Origin of the sequence: Olsenella sp. An290, from assembly GCF_002159535.1 — a bacterium.
Classification (GTDB): domain Bacteria; phylum Actinomycetota; class Coriobacteriia; order Coriobacteriales; family Atopobiaceae; genus Thermophilibacter.
This window is the reverse complement of sequence record NZ_NFIU01000008.1, coordinates 13,633-34,379: the sequence shown is the minus strand read 5'-3', so window position 1 is coordinate 34,379 and position 20,747 is coordinate 13,633. Positions and strand designations below refer to the sequence as shown.

Annotated in this window: 19 protein-coding genes; 4 read left to right on the top strand and 15 right to left on the bottom strand. The window is 58.8% G+C overall.

Annotation, left to right across the window (positions count from 1 at the left end):
* Positions 1-13 precede the first annotated feature (13 nt).
* The 5 genes from B5F84_RS06040 to B5F84_RS06020 all read right to left on the bottom strand — a co-directional run bounded on the left by B5F84_RS06040 (position 14) and on the right by B5F84_RS06020 (position 5,168).
* Positions 14-370, bottom strand: coding sequence for a hypothetical protein (locus tag B5F84_RS06040; protein ID WP_087321865.1), 357 nt, complete (start codon positions 368-370; stop codon positions 14-16).
* 9 nt (positions 371-379) lie between these two features.
* Positions 380-1,396 carry a hypothetical protein gene (locus tag B5F84_RS06035; protein WP_087321863.1) on the bottom strand — a complete coding sequence of 339 codons (1,017 nt, stop codon included), beginning with the start codon at positions 1,394-1,396 and terminating at the stop codon, positions 380-382.
* Between the two features lie 3 nt (positions 1,397-1,399).
* On the bottom strand, positions 1,400-1,885 hold the full coding sequence (locus B5F84_RS06030) for a hypothetical protein (RefSeq protein ID WP_087321861.1): 486 nt from the start codon (positions 1,883-1,885) through the stop codon (positions 1,400-1,402).
* A 97-nt stretch (positions 1,886-1,982) separates the two neighbouring features.
* Entirely contained in the window at positions 1,983-4,055 is a 2,073-nt protein-coding gene (locus B5F84_RS06025; RefSeq protein ID WP_087321859.1) for an ATP-binding protein, read from the bottom strand.
* 24 nt (positions 4,056-4,079) lie between these two features.
* The gene (locus B5F84_RS06020) at positions 4,080-5,168 is read right to left on the bottom strand and encodes a DNA cytosine methyltransferase (RefSeq protein ID WP_204205519.1); all 1,089 of its coding nucleotides are present in this window, start codon (positions 5,166-5,168) and stop codon (positions 4,080-4,082) included.
* 275 nt (positions 5,169-5,443) lie between these two features.
* Between B5F84_RS06020 and B5F84_RS06015 the strand changes: the two genes are divergently transcribed.
* A complete protein-coding gene (locus B5F84_RS06015; RefSeq protein WP_087321856.1) occupies positions 5,444-5,794 on the top strand; it encodes a hypothetical protein in 351 nt (116 codons plus the stop codon).
* On the opposite strand, the gene B5F84_RS06010 is transcribed toward B5F84_RS06015, so the two are convergent.
* Genes B5F84_RS06010 through B5F84_RS06000 form a run of 3 tightly spaced genes read right to left on the bottom strand, consistent with a single transcriptional unit; the run spans position 5,773 to position 9,917 of the window.
* Entirely contained in the window at positions 5,773-7,218 is a 1,446-nt protein-coding gene (locus B5F84_RS06010) for an LlaJI family restriction endonuclease (protein WP_087321854.1), read from the bottom strand. The two genes, B5F84_RS06015 and B5F84_RS06010, sit on opposite strands and share 22 nt — an antisense overlap.
* A 3-nt stretch (positions 7,219-7,221) precedes the next feature.
* A complete protein-coding gene (locus tag B5F84_RS06005; protein ID WP_087321851.1) occupies positions 7,222-8,736 on the bottom strand; it encodes an AAA family ATPase in 1,515 nt (504 codons plus the stop codon).
* 11 nt (positions 8,737-8,747) lie between these two features.
* Positions 8,748-9,917 carry a DNA cytosine methyltransferase gene (locus B5F84_RS06000; protein ID WP_087321849.1) on the bottom strand — a complete coding sequence of 390 codons (1,170 nt, stop codon included), beginning with the start codon at positions 9,915-9,917 and terminating at the stop codon, positions 8,748-8,750.
* An 862-nt stretch (positions 9,918-10,779) separates the two neighbouring features.
* Here B5F84_RS06000 and B5F84_RS05995 point away from each other — a divergent pair.
* Positions 10,780-11,343 (top strand): hypothetical protein, encoded by a 564-nt coding sequence (locus B5F84_RS05995; protein ID WP_087321847.1) that lies wholly within the window; start codon positions 10,780-10,782, stop codon positions 11,341-11,343.
* Here the strand turns inward: B5F84_RS05995 and B5F84_RS05990 are convergent.
* The 7 genes from B5F84_RS05990 to B5F84_RS05960 all read right to left on the bottom strand — a co-directional run bounded on the left by B5F84_RS05990 (position 11,340) and on the right by B5F84_RS05960 (position 18,197).
* A complete protein-coding gene (locus B5F84_RS05990; protein WP_087321845.1) occupies positions 11,340-12,794 on the bottom strand; it encodes a hypothetical protein in 1,455 nt (484 codons plus the stop codon). The genes B5F84_RS05995 and B5F84_RS05990 overlap by 4 nt on opposite strands.
* 281 nt (positions 12,795-13,075) lie before the next feature.
* Positions 13,076-14,353: a phage terminase large subunit gene (locus B5F84_RS05985; protein ID WP_087314188.1), complete on the bottom strand. Its 1,278-nt coding sequence runs from the start codon at positions 14,351-14,353 to the stop codon at positions 13,076-13,078.
* Positions 14,346-14,753, bottom strand: a complete 408-nt coding sequence (locus B5F84_RS05980) for a transposase (RefSeq protein ID WP_087314190.1) — start codon at positions 14,751-14,753, stop codon at positions 14,346-14,348. The genes B5F84_RS05985 and B5F84_RS05980 overlap by 8 nt, the downstream gene beginning before the upstream one ends.
* 182 nt (positions 14,754-14,935) lie before the next feature.
* On the bottom strand, positions 14,936-15,280 hold the full coding sequence (locus tag B5F84_RS05975) for a hypothetical protein (protein WP_239378276.1): 345 nt from the start codon (positions 15,278-15,280) through the stop codon (positions 14,936-14,938).
* A gap of 288 nt (positions 15,281-15,568) precedes the next feature.
* Positions 15,569-17,740 carry a VapE domain-containing protein gene (locus B5F84_RS05970; RefSeq protein WP_087321843.1) on the bottom strand — a complete coding sequence of 724 codons (2,172 nt, stop codon included), beginning with the start codon at positions 17,738-17,740 and terminating at the stop codon, positions 15,569-15,571.
* Complete coding sequence (locus tag B5F84_RS05965) at positions 17,737-17,985, bottom strand: helix-turn-helix domain-containing protein (RefSeq protein ID WP_087314196.1); 249 nt, start codon at positions 17,983-17,985, stop codon at positions 17,737-17,739. The genes B5F84_RS05970 and B5F84_RS05965 overlap by 4 nt, the downstream gene beginning before the upstream one ends.
* Positions 17,986-17,987: 2 nt before the next feature.
* Positions 17,988-18,197 carry a helix-turn-helix transcriptional regulator gene (locus B5F84_RS05960; protein WP_087314198.1) on the bottom strand — a complete coding sequence of 70 codons (210 nt, stop codon included), beginning with the start codon at positions 18,195-18,197 and terminating at the stop codon, positions 17,988-17,990.
* 93 nt (positions 18,198-18,290) lie between these two features.
* On the opposite strand from B5F84_RS05960, the gene B5F84_RS09465 reads away from it, so the two are divergent.
* Positions 18,291-19,373 carry a hypothetical protein gene (locus B5F84_RS09465; RefSeq protein WP_143786061.1) on the top strand — a complete coding sequence of 361 codons (1,083 nt, stop codon included), beginning with the start codon at positions 18,291-18,293 and terminating at the stop codon, positions 19,371-19,373.
* 61 nt (positions 19,374-19,434) lie between these two features.
* Positions 19,435-20,745: a site-specific integrase gene (locus B5F84_RS05955; RefSeq protein WP_087321841.1), complete on the top strand. Its 1,311-nt coding sequence runs from the start codon at positions 19,435-19,437 to the stop codon at positions 20,743-20,745.
* The last annotated feature ends 2 nt before the right edge of the window (positions 20,746-20,747 follow it).

Sequence of the window (20,747 nt, the reverse complement as noted above, 5' to 3'; positions counted from 1 at the left end):
CGCAGCCACGCCATCAGCGCGCCCCGCAGAACAGGAGCCCCGTACCAGAGAGCTCCTTCTCACAGGCGTAGGTCGCCTGCTCCTCGCCGGTGGTGCCCCGGTTGTCGTAGTGCGTCACCGAGAAGGACCCGAGCTGGAATCCGCCCACCTGACCCTCACCAAACTCCGCGAACGCCTCGGCAGCAGCGCACACCGCACGCCGGTACGCAAGCTCGTCCGCCTCGCACGCGGGAACGCGACCGCCGCAGATCCATCGCACGTGACGCTCGGCGGCGGGAAGTGCGCCCGTGAACGCCTCCACGCCCATCCCACCGCCGTACGTGTCGCGATAGAAGCCAAAGTCAACCGACGTCGCACCCGCGCAGCCCACGACGGCCCCTTACGCAAGCGGGGCCAAGGACGCGTACACGCCGTCGAGCTTGTTGTCGAGCAGCTCCACGATGCCGTACTTGCGGTACTTCATCATGTAGGAGTCAAGGCTCTCCAGCTCGTCCGGGCTGAACACGCGGCTCGCAACGTGCTTGTCGAACTTGATCACGGCGCTCTTCTCCACCACCAGGAAGTTGATTGGCGCGCCCGCTCCCACAAGCTCGTAGTACGTGGAAAGGCCGCTCTTCTGCGGGCTCGCCACCTTTGTGTAGGTGCCAGAGCTCTCGGTGTAGTAGGTCTTTCCGCTCACGACCTCGGTGTCGGATGTGAGCTCGTAGACGCCCTCGGCAGGCGCATAGCCAAACTGGTCCTCGTCACCGGAGAGCAGGTCGATGTGCGAGTAGAAGCGCACCTGCGGTACCTCGACGATGCGGGAGAATCGCTCAAGCACGCGGTTCGAGCGCGTCGGGTTCGCCAAGCTGAAGTCATCCAGCACGCCCCTGAGCGTCGGCGTGATGAAGAGGTAGCGCGAGCCCGTGGTCACCTGCGCCTCGTCCATCGCGTTCGTCGCGGCGCGCAGGTCGGCAAGCACGTCCTCCGCCTCGGCGTCGGAGTAGTCTGTCGTAGCGGCAGAAACGCCCTCGTGTCCCGCGATCTCGGCAAAGGCGAAGGCGTCGGCCTCGGGCGCCACCTGCGTGCGCTGGAGCTCGGAACCGGCCTCGACGAAGCAGTCGAGCACGCCAGCCTCCTCCACGTCCATGACATCGGCCAGAAGGCGGATGCCACGGTCGTAGTTGAACGTCTTCGTCTCGAACTCGTAGGTGATGCTGCCGGTCTTGTAGCCCACGTTGCGGGTGTAGTCACCGAGGCCCGAGACCTGGATCTTCGGAACCATGATCTCCTTGGCGTTGCGGCCGGCGCGCACCATGCGGCGAGGGCTGTTCAGGCACGCGGAGACCGACGCGCGCTGGTACACCTCATCGAGGATGGTCGTGTAGTTCTTGGTGGATGCGATGCTGTTGGCCATCTGCTACTCCTCGTCCGCGATGCCCGCGATCTCGCGCCACCGCTTCATCGTCTTGCCCTCATCGGATGCGACCCCCGCGTTGGGAAGGCCGGTCTTGCCACCCTGTTGCTTTGCGGGAGTGTCTGCGAACAGCCACGGCTCGGCCTCCTTGAGCGCGTCGACGTCGCCGCCGTGGTCATCAAGGACCGCACGAGCGGCCTTCACGTTGCGCACGCCCGCGAGCTGCAGCTTGAAGTCGATTCGGTCGGACTCGCCCTGGGCCTTGAGCTCCGCGATCTCGCCGCGCAGCCGCTCGGCCGTCTCGGCGTTCTTGGCGGCCTCTGCCACCTGCGCCTCTAGCGCCGTGATCTTCTCGTCGCGTTCGGCGACGGCCTGCTCCCAATCGGTACCGCTCACCTGCGGCTGGTTCTTCTGCGTTTGCTCGCGCCTGTCGTCTTGCGCGGTTTGCGGCTTTTCCTGCGTCTTGTCGCCATGGTTATCATCGGCCATGTCAGCCACCTTTCGGTCATGACCGACACAAACAAATCGGCCCTCTAACACTGCGAACAGGTTAGAAGGCCGTCACAAAGTGGTTTAGCAAAGGACTCTACATCTCGAAATAAGGAATATCCCCACGCTGTTCGATTACCTCGATGTGTTGGTGATAAGCTCTCTCCGCATGAAGGATAAGGTCTTGATACGTCAACACGGTGATGTTCGATTGTTTCAAAAGCCCCAGTTCGCTTTCACTAAGCTCAATAGAAAAACCGTGTCCAACAGCCCCCATTTTCTCCGAACCGATGAAGTATGCAGGTATTGCGTCTTCCTTTACAGCACCATCAGCGAGCCCTAGTTTCTGAAGAATAGCCTGTCGATAGGCATTAATCTGCTCATATATCCTTGAATAGTTGACATGAGAATAGGAAGTGTCAGCGTTTCGCTTCAGCTCAACAATAATCGGGTAGGTCTCTTCAGCGACATATATGCAAATGTCGATGAAGGTTCGCCTATATTCGTCATCCTTTACATCGGTGTAGAGCCGATTGAATTCCTGCGTTACTACTTGAACTTCTTCACTTGTTTTTGGCGTCTGGTTCCAGTATGGATTAATGAGCCACGGATTTTGAGCGAGATGCTCTTCGAACATCTTCTCGACAGAGCTATCATCATCCATCAAGCTCTGCAGAGTCTTGATGGCCCTGAGTCGCTCGCTCACGATCCCTGCTTGTTTGATGCTTTCACTAGCAGCAATACGATTGAGGAGTCGCGCCATTGCAACAAGCAGTTCATCTTGTGTGCAATCCGTTTCGGAAGATAGCTCATCGGCAAGCTGGTAAATCGCGTTGTTCTCCACAACATCGATGAAACTGTTGAGCAGGGCTCTCATTTCACTTTCGTCCTGCTCACTCTCATCCATCTTCACCGTGAGCGTCTTGACGAGACGGTTGTGCAGGCGCCTCTGACTTTTGCCAAGTCCAGCCAACCAATCCTGATAGCCTTTGTCATCTGTTGCCCATGCGGGCAGACGCTTGACTGCGCCATTCTCGCGTCGATTGTCCCAAGTGTTGATTACCGTGCTCCGGATGCTCTTGATTACGCTAATCAGCTCACGAACCTCGCTATCAGCATTGTCAAGCCCTTGTCTGCTGCTAGTGATGGGATCTTCTGCGTCGGCGCTGAGATAGTCGGCGAAGAACTCACCGACCACGTACTGGTTGGCAATCATCGAGTTGGCATGGTTCTTCAGTACATCCTCATCAGCAATCTTGCCATTGATATAGACCACGACATTTGCATTGTTGCCGTGTTCCTTGAGCTGCTTTGGCTGCTCAACTGTTCCAACCCAGCCTTTTAACCCCTTCTCGCCAATCAATGATTCGAGGCTTTCCCTAACCGCCTCGTCTTTGATGGTCTTTGGGTCATACTGCTCGAGCTCTATCGTGTCATCGTCGACATTGAGCAGCTCTCGAATCTCCTCACCAGTGAAACCGATATACGTCGCATAGTCCATGCTTCCGTAATAAGCGTTCAGTGAGAGGTCTATAGGCTGATCATTGATGTAAAGAGCAAAGTTACCGGTTCCAGACTTGATGTAGAAGCGCCGAGAGAGCTGGGTCTTCAGTGAATCGAATGTCTGAGAGTTCACACCACGGCGAAGCCCGCGGATAATGGTGATGAAACCATGGTCGTAGCTGCTGAATTGCTCAAGCTCATAAGGCAACTTGCATAGCTCGGACTCGACCGGGTATTCGGAGTCATCCCTGATGAAGTCCGCATACTTGACGGCGAAGTGGCGCCACTGAGTACCGGTTGCGGTCTTCGTGTAGACCTCGTACTCGTCGCCAAGACTGAAGCTTGCGAGCTTTCCGATTCCCTTCTGGCCCATGGGCGAACGGCGGGTAAACCCCTCTGGCGCAGCTTCGGCTACCTTCTCTTTGCCAACAAGGGCATACTTCTCGTTCAACCCGTCAAGACTCATACCCGTACCATTGTCAGCAACAATGATGTGGTCGATATCCTTATCGATGGTCACGCGAACCTCTGTGGCATAGGCGTCGTACGAGTTCGCAATCAGTTCCGCCAACGCAGGAGGCGTGGTCGAGTACAGCTTACGTCCAAGATGCGTTGCGGCACGATTCGCTACATGGAAGTTGATGATGCCTTCTTCGTTGACCGTCATAATCAAACATCCTTTCAACGAAGTCTATTGAGCGCAGGCGGCTATGATACTCCTGCCCACAGCCTCGCCCAGCTTGGGGGGTACGGCATTGCCAATATGGCGGGCGACTGCCTTTCGGCTAATCTTCTCGCCGTCCTGAATGAACTTATAGTCAGCGGGGAAGCTCTGGAGAATCGCACCCTCGCGAAGCGTGAGTGCACGGTCCTGCTGAGGATGCCCGAAGCGCCCCGTACCATAGCAGTAGAACTGAGTGGTGATGGTCGGGGCTGTCTCATCCCACGCCATGCGCCCGTAAACGGAAGGGTAGGTCTTGCCGCTGTCCTTCTTGTGGCAATCAAGCCTCAGTTCCTCAGGCCAGTCGCGCCACGTGCCGTTAGGCTTAGAGGCCCGAATTCGCTTAAGGTTGATGTCGGTCAGGATAGACGCTGTCTGCAGCGGATCACCTTGGCAGACTCCACCAGCCTTAACGGGAGGCAGCTCGCCAATAGCCTGCCTAACCGTAACAGCGTCCTCCTCGTCGTTAGTCGGCCCGATAAGGCTAATCGCACCTTCTTTCGACGCGAGCAGCAGCAGACGGCGTCGGCGTTGCGGAACGCCATACTCCTCAGCTTTCACAACGTTGTAGGTAACTGAGTAGCCGAGCCGCTTCAGCGTTGCGACGAAGTCCGTGAAAATACTCTCCTTCACGAGCTCGGGCACGTTCTCCATGGAGATGTAGTCTGGCATAACCTCCTCGGCCAGCCTTCCGAACTGAGCGAGGAGCCCCCAGTCCTTGTGGCGCTCGCGGTGCTTCTTGTCCTTGCGATGCGTCGAGAACGGCTGGCAGGGCGCACATCCGACCAAGACCTTGATGTCGAAGTCCTTAAGGCGCTCGTTGATCTCGTCTCCCGTGACTTCGCTCACGTTCTTGCAGATGAAGGTTCCCTCGCCGTTGTTTGCCTCATAGGCATACTCGCAGGAGCTGTCGAGGTCGTAGCCCGCAACAACATCAATACCGCTGGTGCGCAGGCCATACGTAAGCCCTCCGATGCCACAGAAAAGGTCGACAGCCCCGATGGAGGGGCCGTCATTGGTCGCTGATATGTTAGCCTTCGTGTTAATATCGGCTCCCATCCCATTTCGCATTCCGGCATCGTCACGGCGCTTGGGAGCCTGCTGGCGCACCGAACACCGTAGCAATTTAGCATACCAGCTAATGTAGAAATTGTGAACGTCAACCCGCCGAATCGCATCTACTCTCCATTGACGGCAAACGGCAGCACGATTCAGGCTACAAACCGTACCGTAATCGCCCATGCCAGCCTCGTTTCTGCTTCCATCGTTTTCGCTGGTATAGTAGGTTTGCGTCACAAAGTCAGAGCTACCTGTGAACCGTGTTGGAGTATCGTATGCAGTGGACTAACGTAGCCATATCCGACCTAGAATCTCGCCCTGAGTGCGTCCACCGCGCCTACATCGACCCAGAGGATACCTGGAACGGCTGGGCATGCCCCTACTTCGAAAAGCCCGAGGTCGAGCGCATGGCCGCGTGGCTTCACGATTTCGATGACAGCCTCGTGTTCGACGAGACAACCGACACATTTACCACCACCTACGACCCCGATGCTCCGGAATCATTCGCCGGTATCGACATCGATGGCATGCATCTCTATCCCATTGGTAACGGCTCGTGGACATGGACAATCGTAGAGGGGCCCACAGGCAGCCTAACATCGAATCATCCAAGCAACGATTCATAGATAGCGGAATCAAGCTCCCGCCCTCGTAGGTAGCAATCGAACACCTCATGCGCGGGCAGCGCCCACATATCGATATGGTCGCTAAACTTCTCGCTCGCTCCCGTGGCTGCCGACATCACGCCCGGGAACGACACGCTCGCCACCAGTGCAGGATTATCTTCCTCGGATGGCACGAGGAACGTGTTTACAACGCCGTCGAAGTCGTGTTCTTCGACAAAACGCTGATAGGCCGACTGGTAAAGAAATTGCTTGGTTATCGATTCCACGCCAGGCTGGCCGTATATCCTGCCTTGCCTGCTCGGTGAGTAGTACTTTGCGTCGTAGATGCAGAAAAGACGCCGCCCGCGCACCTCGGTAAATGTGACAGTGTCTGGTATGAGGGTATCGACGTCACCCGCATCGTCCATGCCCTGCGCCCGCTTCCATAGGGGCCTCGGGATTATCTGCAGCAGCGTCTTGCTCTTGTCCTCGAGCCAAGCATCTGAAAGTTTAAGCGGCAGCTCCAGCAGTCTGTAATCGAGCAAATCCCCAAAGGCAGTCTTGCAAGCAGCCTCCCATGCATGATAGTAGCTCGTCGTACCCAGTCGCATGACCTGGCCTCGATCTGCATCAGCACCATGTTCTGCCAGGTAGTATCGCATCAGGTCGAGGACATCCTGCTTCCACGTTACATACTGGCTCGCGCGCTCGCGGTCGATGAGCCACTGGAGGTACTCGGCCTCCCCAATATCGGCAGGGTTCTCGTCAGTCAGTTCCACCGTGCCGATGGAGAGCAGAGACGAAAGGCCGGACCCCTCCAAGAACCGCGAGCACTCGCTGAGGATGGCCATATGCAACCGCATGATGAGGTCGTACTCGTCACGTCGGGTCTTGCGTGTCCATAGGTCTAGGTAGATGGGCGCACCATCCGATATGACGGGAGTCTCCATGTCGATGGTCCGCTGCCAGTCAATGACACCCGGGCCGTTCAGCACGCGGGTTTCCTCGAAGTTTGAGTAGATGCCGTACTCGTCGTAGAGCCAGAGCAGCCTAATCATCAAGGCGAGCTGGTCGCTGTGCGTCCCGCCCTCCTGCGGGTCGAGCAACTTGCCTTCCTGGCCAAGCTTGCGAATGACGTCGAGGACTTGCTTCATCTCGCTTTCGGGTCGGGTGGCGCTTCTAAGGTACTTTGGGTAGCAGACGATGGCGTGACTTCGCGCAATCACGATGCCTACGAAACGGAACTGATAGCGTTGCGCCGCGCTCGCTCCGTCTGCTTCGAGCAGCTCCTCCTCGTCGCGCTCGTCACCCGTGCGGTATCTGACGATGCCGCAGTCCATGAGCGCGTCGATAACCGCGCGGGTCTCATTGATGCCGACGGCGAGCTCGGCTCTGATCTCGTCTTCCGAGTAGGGGCGCAGCTCGCGGAAGTAGACCGCGCGCATTTGCTAACCTTCTTCGGTTGGCACGGACGTGGCAACAGTATCCGATGTTGCATAGACGTCTGCGAAGATATCTCGATGCAGTTCTGTGCTTTGCAAGAACACTTCAATGCCACGATCCTCGAACTCGTCACAGATGCCGGCGAAGGTCGCATTTCCATCTCGGAAGATGCTCCTGCGCTTCATCTTTCCAGCGTCTTCATACAGGTAGAGCAAAACCTTGTCTTCAAAAGCGCCCACAAAACGGCTCTTGCCATCGTCACCATACGGCTCGTCGTTCAGTGCTTCTGGCGAAAGAAAGAAGGGGCCGAGCAGTTTGTCCTCGTTGACGCCAACGTCGAGCAGCAGCATGTTGATGGCTTTGCGAAGCTCATTCCAGACGATGCGAGCACCGCCTACTCCGACAGTGTGTTCATCTAGTCTTTTGCCGCCAAGCGCAGTAGGAGTGGCGCCCTCGCCCTCGTCGATACCTATGTAGCGAAAATCCCAACGACGCTTAAATGCTGTATCCATAGGGAAGACACCCTGGTCGGCACTATTCATAGTCGCCCAGATATACATGTTGGGCGGCAACGTGAGGTATTCGAGCGTCGAGTCGCAAAATTCTTTGAAGTCCATATCCGGGTCGAAAAAGCTTTCGATGTCGCTCTGCTCGCTCTCGTCCAGCTTGTCGAGTGATGCTTTGATGCATGCAGACATCTCCATAGGCACGGAGACGTAGTACTCGCTTGCACCGAAAGCGTCCCTGTCAAGCAGCTGGAAAACGTCGCCGAATACAGCGGCAGGATTGGCACGGTTTAGCTCTTCAATAATGAGCAGGTAGTTCTTGTAAGGGTGTAGCGTGGCATCGATATAGGTCTCGAGGAAGGGGCCAGGAATGTAGCGGTAGCCAATCTTGTCACCCTCTGTGAAGGGCCTATAGCTGCCTACGAACTGCGAGTACGTGTAATCGGGATAGAAGGTTACGCGCCTGACTTGTTCTTTGGGGAAAATTCCGTCAGGGTTATCCTTCGCTCTGACACCTATCTTGTTAAGCTGGTAGGACTTGCCCGTACCAGGCGCACCGAAGAAGATAAGATTGCGGGGCAAGTTTACTAAATCGGCTATCCGCTGCATCTCAATGCTATGCTGCGTAGCCATGTACTCTTGCTCGCTCATCTCCTTGAGCGTCCCTAGTTCATGGGTGTTATTGCCAACATAGACAATGTGCTTCTTGCCATCTAGCTTAAGCCATTCCACATAGGGGAGATTGGCGAGAATAGTCTCTGGTTGGTTGCGGCTAGATCCCGAACCACCCAGTGCGCTGTCGACATGCACTGCCGTTTGCTTTCTCAAGGCATTCCAAAGACGCGTAATCTCAGAGAAAGATCGCCTTCCCGGTCTTCCGCTGACAGTATGCAGAACGATCGATTCCGCATCACGATCAACGTTGTCGACAACGATTTCGCTGCCTCTTTGTATGCTCTGAAGCTCTTTTCCTACAAGACCCTCGATGTCGTCTATCAAGGTATTGAAGTCCATAATAAGCCACCCTATTCGTCGTGCCCGCTCGATGTCTCAATGGCATTCACATTGATCGTATCGCTGAGGTAGTCATGAATTGTTGCAGCGATACCCTTTGCGAGGAGGTATGGTACGCCGTTTCCAATAGTCTTGAACGAATCCGTTAGCGTCATGTCGTTTGGAAGCTCGTATTCTGCTGGAAGGGACTGCAACGCAAGAGCCTCGGAAACGCTGAGCCTACGCTCACGGTAGGGATGCAGATGCACCTCGTTGTTGCCGTATGCGACGGTCGGAGAGTAACGCCATCGATGCAATCGCTTGTAAGACTTCTTGCTCACATCACCCTCGTCAACCGTTTGCATGCGAGCGAGACCTTGTCTGGGGGTGAAATACCTATCCGCATTGGGATGGTGTTCGACATCGTTCTTATCGAACCAGTATTGTACGGTGAGACACTTGTGCTCAGATACTTCATCAGGCACTTCTGTTACGGAGCCCTCATTGAATGGGTCTCTGTCTGGCCATGGCAGGCTCTTGATTGATTCAAGATCCTCTCTCATGTAACGTTCCCATGGAAAGTCTCGCAAGCTATCGCCATCAAATGCACCTGCTGGAAGCAGCTGCTTTCTTACTCCAAACAGAAGGATTCGATCGCGGTCTTGAGGAGCGCCGAACTCCAGTGAGTTGGTCAGTCGTTCGGTAGTGGCGTATCCTGCGAGCTGTAATGACCGCTTAAGCTCTTCGTAGAACTCTCTGTGCCGTGCAGTTCTCCACAGCCCCTTTACGTTCTCAAAGAGAAAGAAATCCGGCTTGTTCTCAATGATGAGGGAAACGTAGGTCTGCGACAGCTTGCCGTTATCGCCATTGCGTCCTCGGTTCTTACCTCCGACTGAGAAGTCAGGGCAGGGAGGACCTCCGATGAAACCAACGAGCCTACCTTTTGACCTAAGCTCTTCGACCATTTCTCGGATATGGCCACCATCGTCCAGGTAGCTATTAACGTCGTCGCATGAGTATCCGTACTCGGGCGCTTTCATGCCCATTTTCTCTCGTGAGTACTGGTATACGCGCATAAAGGGTTTGTGCCATTCATTAACGAAGCTGATAGTGAAGGCAGAGTGCTCGAAACCAAGGTCAAGAAAACCCGCCCCTGAAAAGAACGACAGGATGCTGTACTTATCAACTTGCTTAGCCGTCACAACTCACCCTTTCATAATCGCAGCGGCACTCTTCATGCCTTAAGCCAATCTATTTTACCAGTAAAGAGTGTCCGGCGAGGTATGGCTTGGGCCATCTGTCGGTTTGACCCTGTCCACGACAGGCCACTTGCCAAATGTCTCAACCTGCGACTCATGCTTACTCGAATTTGTTTTGCCGCCATCTCTGGCTGCTGGCCTGGCCGTGCGCTACCAACCTCGGGTTGTCCGCAGCCCGGCCGCCCGCGCTCCGGGTGTGCGCTCGGGCCGTTCGTGCCGCACGCAGCCCACGCGCCCATGGGAGTCTCCCGTACGGCCAGCCGTCGGCTCCGGTCGGTCTTCGCATACGCGCCTACAGCAGCCCGCTTCGCGGTCTGCTTCCGGCCGCGTGCTCAGCCCGCCCTACGCCGCCGTCCGGCCTAATGCAAGGTCAACGGGGGCGCGTGGTCAGCGTGCGTCACGCCCGGCCAGCGGCGCACACCCTACGCGCGGTCGTCCGGTCTGCTGCCGTCACGCGCTCGTCCGCGCCCGTCCAGTCCATCAGCCAGCGCGGGCGGCAAAGGCTCACTGCGGCGGCAACTCAGCAGCCACCACACGCCACCGGCATCCGCCTCCCAGCCGCTCCACCAGCAGCCGACGCCCAGCAGCGCCCGCCAGAAGCCGTCCCAGAGCCGCGACAGCCCCTCTTGCGACCCCCGAACTCGCCAGCTCCACAGAGAGCGCCTGCGGGCTCCTGGCAGCCCACCCGATGCCACATGCCACCCCGGACGCCGCCGCACCTGAAGACCGCCTCCCCCGACGGAAGACGCCGCCCCAGCCGTTACAATTGCTCCTGCAATCGTCCACCGAAAGCGAGGCGAGCCCCATGGCCATGCCCACCACCATAGACGGCCGTGCGGCCATCCAGTCATCCCTCGTGCGGGCGTGGGGGCTCGAGGGCTACGCCCGCATACAGCGCACCGTGCGCGAGACCGACGTCAGCTCCGACGCCGACTTCCAGCGGTTCTACAACCGCTTCTACCGCGTGCGCAGGAACGCGGAGTGGCAGTCGAGCTACTACGCGATCATGGAGAGGGAGAAGGCCACCCCCTCCATGGCGTTCGGGGACGTGCTGCGCGAGATGCACGAGCTCACGGGCAATGTGGAGGCGTCCTTCACCAGCAAGATGATCGCCACGCTCCACCCCGACAGGCCGATATGGGACAGCCTGGTGCTCGCAAGGCTCGGCCTGAGGCTCAAGGGAACGACGGCGCAGGCCAAGCTCGAGAACGCCGTCGAGGTGTACGGGAAGATTGTCTCCTGGTACGAGACTTACCTTGCCACGTATGACGCCGAGAGGAACATCAGGCTATTCGACGAGCTCCTTCCCGACTACGCCTGGCTCACCCCCGTGAAGAAGGTCGACTTCCTCCTCTGGAGCGAACGCTAGGTATCCTCACCATTGGAAGCCTTGCCCCTCGCGAGCCCACGGGCACGCGCCTTGGCCGTCTTCTCGTCCTCGCCGTACCACTTCTGCCGATACTCCCAGGCGTTCATGGTGACGCCCACCTCGACCATGTCCTGGCGCTTCTCGGCGCTCGTGTCCGTGATGATGCTGTCGTCGAACGTGACGCGCACCTCGCCCTCGTCCGGGAGCTCGACCCCGAGCGAGCGCGACGCGGCCATGACCGCACGGCAGATGCCCGCTATCGCGCCCTCCAGGGCATGCTCGTGCCGCCGGATGTTGCGCATGAGCGCCGAGTTGTCAGCCGAGACCTCCGTCGCGGTCTTCACGTACCCCGCGCCGTCGAAGTCGAAGTACCCCAGGCCGAAGCCCGTCAGGTCGCCGAGCATCTGCAGCGCGCACCTGAACGCCCTCACCTGAGCGTCAGTCCTCAGCGCCGGCGCAAACTCCTGAATCGTGTCCTCCGTGCTCATCACCTTCCTGAACACGGTACAGTCCTGCCGCCCGAACGGTATCGAGACCTTGCGCCCCTTGCCGTCGGTCTCCTGGTCGAACATCACGTCACTGAGGAACACCCGCATCTTGCCGTTGTCGATCTCCGAGATCATCGCGTCAAAGGCAAGGTCCACCGCCTGGATAGCGTCCACCGCGTCCGCGAACACGCTCTGCCCGTACGGGCTCATGTCCACGCGCGTGTTGTCCACGGCCGGCTTCACGATGGCGAAGGTGGGATAGGGAGAGCCCGTCTCGTACACGGGGCACACGCCCGCAGGCGCGACCTCGTTGCCGTGCTCGTCAAAGCACACCGTGACGATCCGGTACCCGCCCCTCCCCGCGCTCTCATTAGGCGAGAAGGACAATGCGGCCGAGAAGTCCGTCCCACCGCCCTTGAGATGCATCTGCAGCTGGTCGACCGCGCGCCCCCGCCAGAACGCCCGCGTGACGAACGCGCACTCCGTCACGCCCTCCTCGTCCCACGTGAGCGGAATCACCATGCGTGCGTCGTAGTGCCTAATGCGCACGCTCCCCGCGTCCGCGTCCACCCAGAGCGCCCACGCACCCGTCCCCATGCCAAATGCCTTGACCACGGTCGCTTGCGCTGCCGCCATGAAGCCGCTTTGGGCGAGAAACCCCTCCAGCCAGTCCGTGCACCCCTGCGCCCCGCACACCACCTGCGTCTTGTCGTTGAGCAGCAGCGACCCCCACTCCCGGCACACCCGCATCGCCGGGTGAATCGAGCGCCTATGCACCTCGTACAGGCGCCCCACGCCATCGGTGTCCTTGTAGTCGTAGAACGAACCACACGCCTGCATCCACTCATGCCACAAGCGAATGTACGGCTCCATCGCCTCCAAAGGCAGCACGAACCCAAGCGCCCGCAGGTACTCCCGCACATGCTCAGGCACCCAGTACTCCTCCTCGTACGCCTGCCCCACCTACATCGCCCTCCATCGCTCGCGCCCAACCGGCTCTCCTGGCAGCCCGTCCAGCCTTCGTTCCTTTTCATTCGCTTGGCGAGAAGAACGCGCTACTTCCGTCACACGCTTCCGCACAGCCCCTTCATGCCCCTCAGGCTTTAGCTTTTGATGCCGAGAATCCCGCCCGCCCATCAACGGCACATCGCATCGTCCGTCCTCCCTACGTTTAAGCTGGCGAGAAGAACGTCCGCTACCTCGCGTTTTCAGTTGGCAGCTGAATATGCCGAGAAGCACGTCCCTCACCCTCTCAGCACGTCATCCATCATCGCGTAGCGCACCGCGTCGATGGAGTGGTCATCACCGTCAGGAATCTCGTCGATCCAGCGCCCATCACGGTCGCGTAGGAACTCCTTGCAGGTGAACTCCTCGAACGTCCTCGGGCAACACGCGGGGTCGATGACGATCTCCCTCAGACCAGCAAGCCAGTCATAGGAGAGCCTCCGCATCCGCGCCTTCCTCGCAGGGTGTACGCGGATGCCGAGCTCGCGCCGCCAGGTTGCCATCTGCACCTTCGAGTCGGGAGTGTCGTCGCACCACACCATCTGGTCGTGGAAGTAGGGCTCCGCGCCCGGCTCGTCGGCATAGGTGAGCGCGTCCACCACGATGCGCCCCGTGTCGGCAGGCATCATTTTGTTTGCCGAGTGTTCCTCGAAGACCGTGAGTCTGCGCGCGTCCGGCTCCCAGCCGCAGCGCACGAAGCGCCACGGGTCGGGGAACCAACCCCAGTCCACGCCGTTGCGAATGCGCTCGAAACCTCGTACACGCTCGTCGGTCAGCCTCGCCTCCACGATGTTGTCGAAGACCGCTCCGCCCGTCCCGGTCACCTCGCCGAGGTATTCCCAGCGCCACGCGCGCTCGTTCTCCTCGCGCAGGTACTCCGCCTCCTCGACGAAGGGCGCGCCGAGCCATCCCGGGCGCGTCTCCACCACGTCGAGGTATGACGAGTGTCTGACGAGCGTGTCCGCCCGCCGCTTCCGCTCGATGCACTCAACGTTCACCCAGCTCCACATCGTCTTGGGCGGGTTGTAGGAGTAGAAGATCCAGAAGTCCTCACCACCGCGACGCAGCGAGTTGAGTATCGAGCGAACCGCCTCGATGCCGTCGAACTGGTCAAGCTCCTCGAACCACGTGATGGCGCAGTATCCGCGCGTGAACTTTACGCCCTTGAGCTTGAGTGGGTCATCCGCCCCGCGGAACACGATGCGCTGCCCCGTGGGCAGGTAGACGATCTCCATCGGAGAGAGCTTCGCCTTGAAGTACGCCGAGAGCCCCAGCGCCTCGATCGCCCAGAGCACCTGCTGGTACACCGAGTCGCGCAGCGTGTTGGAGAAGCGCCGCACCACACAGGCGTTCGCATAGGGAAAAGCCACAACGAGAAGAACGATGCACAGGCTGATGAAGCTCGACTTCGTGCTCCCTCGGCCTCCGTGCAACCAGTAGTGCGTATGCCCATGCGCCATGACGTCACCGAGCACGTCGTGGAAGCGCGGGATACAGAGGTCGGCGGCGCTAATCATCGACGTCCTCACCCTCATCGGCCCCCGGCTTCGCCGCGCCCACGGCCACGCCGAGCACGATCTGCGGGGCCGCCTCGGCGCGCTCGCCCTTGTCGCGGGTTGCCTGTGCATACTCGTCGGGGTACTTGCGCTCCAGGAGCCACGCGGCCGCCGTCCACTGGCCGTTTTTCTTGGTAGCCGCCTCGCGGATGGTGGTGAGCAGCGTCCGCTTGTAGTCAGCTTCTGCCTTTTTTAGCGACTCGCCTAACGCGCGATGCAGCCTCCCGCTCGGCTTGGAGAGCCAGCGGTACAGCGTTGCCTCGTGAATGCCCACCGCCCGGCAGATATCCTTGTTTGAGAGGCCATCGCCCTTGAGCGAGGCCATCTGCTGAATCAGCTCCTCGGTGAGCTTTGCCCTCATGCCGGGCACCTCCCTCCGTGACAAATTCACATTCGTACAGGCTCATTGTCCGGAGATGTCACAAAGAATGGAGGAGAGGGCCGCGCGCGGATGCGAGGCCTCGACAAGTCTCTGGCCACCCTCACGGTGGCGCTTCCTGAAGCTCGGTCGTAACCCCACACCCTACGTGAGATTGTGTCGCGTCACTCTCGCTCCCGCTTACCCTTGAGCCCAAATTTGCGCATGAGCCGCGAGTTCTGCTGCCGTAGCCGCGCATACTCCCGGCGCGCAGCCTCAATCTCCGGTCCCTCCTCGCACCCTTCGGCCTCGCGGCGCAGAATCTCGTTGAACGCCCTCTCCTCGGCAACGTGCGCTTCCTCCGTGCAGCGTGGGCACATCCCACTCTGGCGGTTCAGGCGTACCCCGACTGCTCCACACTGCGGGCACACCGAGAGCACTCTTAGACTCGCGTGAATCCGCGATGCCTGCATCTCGATGGCACGGACGCTCCGTTCCACGCCGTAGCGCCGGCGGATCTCCTCGCGCACGGCAGCGGCTCCCCGATGCCCCAGCTCGCGGATCACGTCATTCTGTCCAGTTGTCCACACGCTCACGCCGCATCATCGCCCACGAAAAACACCACTGCTGGAAAACTACTCGAGGTGTCCACAGTGTTCGCGCGTCTGACCAGCGAGAAAACACCTTGAACACCGGAGCTCGACAAACTCAGGATTACCCCTCGCACTCCTACAGGGCCTCTCTCCCCACCATCATCCCCGACACTCCACAATGAGGTGTTCAGGTGTTTAGGGTGTTCGTTTCCGCAGCCCAACACGTCAAACACCCGGCAAACGTCCCTGAACACCATTACGCTCAGTCTCAAGCTCTTCTGGGGTCTTGAGAACAAAAGCCCGCTGCGAGCCATAGCCTTCTACGATGCGATTGCTCGGGCAGCGCTTCCATTCGGGGAAGCAGCGAGTGATGATGTTTGAAACGCGCATGTTGTCCCCCTTCTTCACGCCCTCGCGGGGTATCTGGATGGCCTCGACAAGAATCTGCATCGTGCACACGGGCTCTCCCTGTTTTTTTCTCAACAGGTATCTTCCGATAAGCCCTATCCACGGATCCTCAGTGGTCGCACGCTCACGTATGGCATTAGCTTCGTTCTCTACCGACCTCGGAAGCACGAGGCCGCAGTTGGGATTCACGCGATAGTCAGCGAGCACTTCTGCCCACACCTGCTGAACGTACTCAGCGAAGTCCGGCGCGAAGATGTTCCGTGCCGCGCCCCCTCCGCAACGAACCGGCATGAAGCGTCGGTTGCCCGTAGGGTCCTCTAGGTACTCGCCCAGATTGGTCGTGCCCACGAGCACGCAACGCCTAGGCAGCTGCACGGGACGCTTGGCGTAGGGCACCCGATAGCTGTCGGTTTGACTCGTAATGAACGACTTCAGGGTCTCGACCTGCCTGCCCTTGAACGCTGCCAGCTCAGCAAGCTCCACAAACCAGCGCCCCTGAATAAGCTCCTGCGCCTCCTTGGTCCCGATGTTCTTCACATCGTCCACGAAGAGCTCGTCGCGCATCGCAAGCCGGCGCAGGAGGGTTGACTTGCCGATTCCCTGCGGTCCCTGCAGAACGACCATGTAGTCGTACTTACAGCCCGGCTGATACGCACGCGCGACAGCTGCTCTCAGCAGGAGCGCCGTCACCGCCCGAACGTATGGAGTGTCCTCCGCGCCCAGACACTCAACAAGCAGAAGATCCTTCCTGGGAGTCCCGTCCCACTTTGGCAGCGCATCGAGCATATCGGTAAGGGCGTCGAAGCTCCTGCCATCCGAAAAGATCGAGAAGGCCGCAAACACGTTCTTATCCGAGCGTACGAGCGATCTCCCATCAAACTTGTAGCGCTCCTGCATGCGCGCGAAGAGGTAGTCATCGTCAACCGGACGCCAGAGCTTTGTCTCTGCTGCCCATGGGAGCCCATCCTCAGCCACCACCTGCTGGCTCATACGCTCTAGACGCACCCCCTTAAGGCCGGGGTCTTCCTGCATCCACCAAGCGAGAGCCGGCACGGTAGGGGCATAGAAACCAACACAGTCTCCGTCCTTGTTGATCTTGGCTTCGAGATGGGGGTTGCTCCATATGCTCTCCCCGCTGATTGTCTTAACGCCTCCGTCATCGACGGAACCTCTCCATGACGTTCCAGGCGGATGACGATAGGCACTGTTAACCTTCTGGACGATGATCGAGTCCGGCAAGGACGGCACACAGTGGCTCTCGTTATATGCGCGGGCAGCCGCAAGCGCGACGTCCTTCGGCGTGCACTTCGAGTTCATCGAGCATGCAAAGCGGTAGATTGTCTCATCTCGCGCGCCCTCGTGAAGCGTCTCAGGCAGCCTGAATGGTGCTTTCCGCGCCTTCTCGCCCTCCGTGATTGCCATCGCTCCGTCAGTACCGGGGCGATGCTGCATCACAAAAGCAAGCACGTTCTCGTCTGCATCTGCTATCTCACACTCGTCGGGGCTCACATCCCAAAAGACCTCCCGTCCGTTGGGATGAATCGATCCGGGAAGCATGACATAGCCCTTCTCACCACGGAAGTCCACGTGCGAGTTCTCGTTCTTGTAGGAGTCTGGCGCTCCATCAGGGAATCGATAGTAGAGGTGGGTTCCGCCTCTGCCCGTCACCGCGCTCGCTGTATCTGGGAACTTACCGTGTTCCGTTTGCCATTCAGCAAGCTCCTCACGCCCGTCGAAGGATCCGTCCTCAGCTACGTCCAGGTCGATGACGCCAATGTTGCCGGAGACGGAACCACAGGCAACAGCAATATTGCTGTCAGGGTGAGCGGCGAACATCGCCTCGATGATAGCTGCATTGCTGGTCGCATCTTTGAAGCCATGCGAGCCCTTATGTGGCTCCTTCGCACAGGCAGCAAGCGTGAACACTGCAAATCCGTGATGGTCCGCGAGCTGGAGCGCCATCTGTCTGCGCTCGTCGTTTCCCGTCATGCGCCACCGCCCATCACATACTCAACGAATCGCGGCTTCGGCACGAACCACTGTCTGCCGCCCACCTGCACGGCGGGGATCTTGTGCTCTCGACAGAGCTTTCGCACGTACTCAACCGTGAACCCGGTCAGTTCCGAAATATGCGCGGGTGTCAGCAGGTCGGGGTATGCCGAGAAGATCTCAACAGATGACCCTGGAGCCGCTCCATCCGAACCGGACTGGCAAACTGGATGGTTACGCCCCATGGCTACGACGCCACCTTCTGGAGACGCTCCTTCGCCTCGAGTCGCTCGAACGCAGCGAGCATCTTCTTGACCTGCCCGGGATACGGGACGAGATGGCCGTTCTCAATCTGAGAGATCGTGGAGACGTGCAGCCCCGACTCCCGCCCAAAGGCGGACTTCGACAGGCCGAGTCTCTCCCGCCTTGCAGTGATCTGTTCCTTGGTCAACTCCATGATTCACCTTCCTTTTGGTGTTGACGTATGTCACCGTATACATCTATTATACGGGTGTCATTTCCCTTGATAAGAATGATTAAAGGGGTGTCAATGAACGCATTTACTGAGATAACACTTCATCGCCAGTGGATTGACTTTGATGAAGAGACCGGAACAAGACGCGGAGTTAAAACCCCTGATGAGGATGCCCTCAACGAGCTTATAAATGCTGATTCTCCGAGCAAGCTCAGGGAGTTCACCGCCCAATGGTTTCCATTCATGAGCTGGAGAAAAAGTTGGGAGCACCCTGATTTTGATGATGAGCTAAAGGCGGTGTCCGACACGCGGGCGCTCATCCTATTGGTTCTCACCCTCAAGCGGCTCGTTGATGATGACGCATGCTCCAAGGAGAACTTTGAAAACCTTGGCGTTAGATTCGGGAGAGGTGGCACCGAGAACCACGAGAGCGCTGATCTCAACTTCCTGGCTTCTTCAAACACCCTATCCCGCGTCATTAGAGGTACCAACCACTGCGAAGCCGCAGAGAAGAGCCTCTACGCCGAGTTTAAAGACCATGGGTTAAGCGATGACGATCTCATCAAAATGGGGTACCTAGATTCAGATGGATCCTTCTTCTGTCCCCATGTCGCACTGTCCTTTGCCCCAGCCCACCAGATTCAAAAACAGAAGCTCTACCTCTTTAGCCAGCGAGAGATGGCTTCGTCCCTAGATCCGAGCAAGCGTTACCCTGTCATGTCCTTCTTTGGAGGCAATCTCAGAAAAGAGATTTCATATGGTCCCCAAAGAGCACTCTTCTTTATAGACATGATTATCCGCCCGTGCATTCAGGGCCTTCGGATTCAAACACGAGACGGGATACTTGCACCACAAGCAGACACAAACTTCACCTCGTTCTGGCTCTGCCTTACAGAGACCTTCCGCGATTCTCGCGTAACGAGGTGCAAGGCGTGCGGGCTTCCCATCATCGTTACAAAAGAGCGTGGGTCGAAACGTCAGTATTGCAACGATACGTGCAAGCGGAAGTACAAACGAGCCCTCAGATTTGCCCATCTCGTAAACGAGGAGCACATGAATCTAAAGGAGGCATCCGCTGCAGCTGGCATAGCTGTTACAACCGCTGAACGAATGCTCAGTAGAAATGAAATCACCATCAATGCCCACCCCGCCCCATAGGGGCGTGATGGAATAGCAAAAGACCTGCTCACGACGCTCGCCAACCAAGGAGGTGAATGTAATGGCAAAAGGAGACGGAAGCATTACGGAGGTAAAGAAGCCCGACGGAACCAGCTACGCCCCTAAGCACTGGAAGGTCCGCATCGACCTCGGTACGAACCCTATCACCGGCAAGCGCGACGTGGTCTCAAGAAACATCAAGGGAACCAAGTCCGACGCCTGCAAGCTGCGCGACCAACTCAAGGCAGACCTCGAGAACGGTCTCTCGGCCAACGCCGACAAGATGACCTTCGCCGAGTTCGCAGAGCAATGGCAGCAAGCTCGCGAGACGGCGGCAGAGATCAGCAAGACGCGCTTGCGCCGGGAGCGCACCATCATCGAGGACATGTGCTCCTACATTGGGGCCATCAGGCTTCGCGACATCACTGCCCAGACCATCGAGGGGCTCTACATGAAGATGCGCTGGGACAAGACGGAGGAGAAGGGCAAGTGCAGCGGCACCACCATGAACATGATCCACAAGCTGCTCAAGCAGATCCTCTCGCGTGCCGTGGACTACGACCTCATCCTGCGCAACCCCGCCGAGAAGGTCAAGGCGCCGCGATGCGACACACCGGACCGCCGCTCCCTCACCACCGCCGAGGCACGTCAGCTGCTCGCGACCATCGACGAGGCAGAGGACGAGGCGTATGCGTCCCGCGACGCCATCGAGGAACGGCAGGAGAAGCGCGGCGACACCTCGGAGCGGAGCTACCTGCGAGGCCTGTCCAGCATCGGCAACGTCATGGCGGCACGCATCGGTCTCGCAACCGGCATGCGACGCGGAGAGGTCCTGGGTCTCACGTGGGGCCACATCAGCTTCGCACGGGGAACCATCCGCGTCACCCAGTCGGTCACGACCTACGGTGAGGTGAAGGAGCCCAAGACCGAGGCGGGGAAGCGCGTCATCGCCGTGGACGAGAAGACCATAGAGCACCTGAGGCGGTGGAAGCAGTTCCAGCGAGAAGAGCTCGCCATTCTGTCGCTCGACCAGACGAGGGACACACCCGTCTGCTGCAACGACAAAGGCGGCCTCATCGCCCCGACGAACTTCTCGCGCTGGTGGCGGTCCTTCACGAAGGCCCACGGTTTCGAGGGCCTGAAGTTCCATGAGCTCAGGCACACCCAGGCAACGCAGCTCGTCGCCGGCGGCATGGACATGAAGACCGTCCAGCACCGGCTCGGCCACGCCTCGGCGACCCTGACGATGAACCTCTACGCCCACGCGCTGCCCGAGAATGACGCCCAGGCGGCTCAGCTCATCGGCAGCCTGTTCTCCGAAACGCCGAGCGAGCAGGCAAGGCAGGAAGGAACTCTCAGGGTCGCGGTCTAAGG